2 protein-coding genes are annotated in these 1,163 nt (G+C 62.2%); both read right to left on the bottom strand.

Going from position 1 to position 1,163, the window contains the following annotated elements:
- The coding region (locus B0E41_RS13355; RefSeq protein WP_077331648.1) for an amino acid ABC transporter ATP-binding protein at window positions 1-629 on the bottom strand (629 nt) is incomplete at its 3' end.
- A 12-nt stretch (window positions 630-641) separates the two neighbouring features.
- On the bottom strand, window positions 642-1,163 hold a 522-nt coding region (locus B0E41_RS13360; protein WP_077331649.1), incomplete at its 5' end, for an amino acid ABC transporter permease.

The following is a 1,163-nucleotide window of genomic DNA, read 5'->3' on the forward strand; positions in this document are numbered from 1 at the left end:
TCCATGAAGATCACGCGGTGGCTGACCTTCTTGGCAAAGCCCATTTCGTGCGTCACCACCATCATGGTCATGCCCTCTTGCGCCAGCTTGACCATCACGTCCAGCACCTCCCCCACCATCTCGGGGTCGAGCGCCGAGGTGGGCTCGTCGAACAGCATCACGATCGGGTCCATGCTGAGCGCCCGCGCGATCGCCACGCGCTGCTGCTGGCCACCGGACAGCTGCCCAGGGAACTTGTCCTTGTGCGCCATCAGGCCCACGCGGTCCAGCATCTTCAGACCCCGGGTCTTGGCCTCGTCGGCGTTGCGGCCCAGCACCTTGATCTGTGCCAGCGTGAGGTTCTCGGTCACCGACAGGTGCGGAAACAGCTCGAAGTGCTGAAATACCATGCCCACGCGGCTGCGCAGCTTGGGGAGGTTGGTCTTGGGGTCGGCGATGCTGATGCCGTCGACGACGATGTCGCCCTTCTGGAACGGCTCCAGCGCATTCACGGTCTTGATCAGGGTGGACTTGCCCGAGCCCGAGGGGCCGCAGACCACCACCACCTCACCCTTCTGGATGGCCGTGGTGCAGTCGGTCAGCACCTGGAAGCTGCCGTACCACTTGGAAACGTTTTGAATGTTGATCATGGCAATGGCTCCTCAGCGGATGATGGCGATCTTCTTCTGCAGGCGACGCACCAGCATCGACAGCGAGAAACAGATGACGAAATAGACGACGGCGGCCACGAGGTAGGTCTCCACCGGCCGGTTGAAGTTCTTGCCCGCGACCTCGAAGCCCTTGAGCAGGTCGTAGGCACCGATGGCGTAGACCAGCGAGGTGTCCTGGAACAGGATGATGGTCTGCGTCATCAGCACCGGCAGCATGTTGCGAAAGGCCTGCGGCAGCACGATGAGCTGCATGGTCTGGCCGTAGGTCATGCCCACTGCGTAGCCCGCATGGACCTGGCCCTTGGGCACGCTCTGGATGCCGGCACGCATGATTTCCGAGAAGTACGCGGCCTCGAACACCGTGAAGGTGATCATGGCCGAGAGCTCCGCGCCCATGGGCTTGCCGATCATCAGCGGAATGAGCAGGAAGAACCACAGGATCACCATCACCAGCGGGATGGAGCGCAAGGTGTTCACATAGAACGCGGCCGGCATCACCAGCCACTTCTTGCC

The sequence above is a fragment of the Hydrogenophaga sp. A37 genome (assembly GCF_002001205.1).
Taxonomy (GTDB): domain Bacteria; phylum Pseudomonadota; class Gammaproteobacteria; order Burkholderiales; family Burkholderiaceae_C; genus Hydrogenophaga.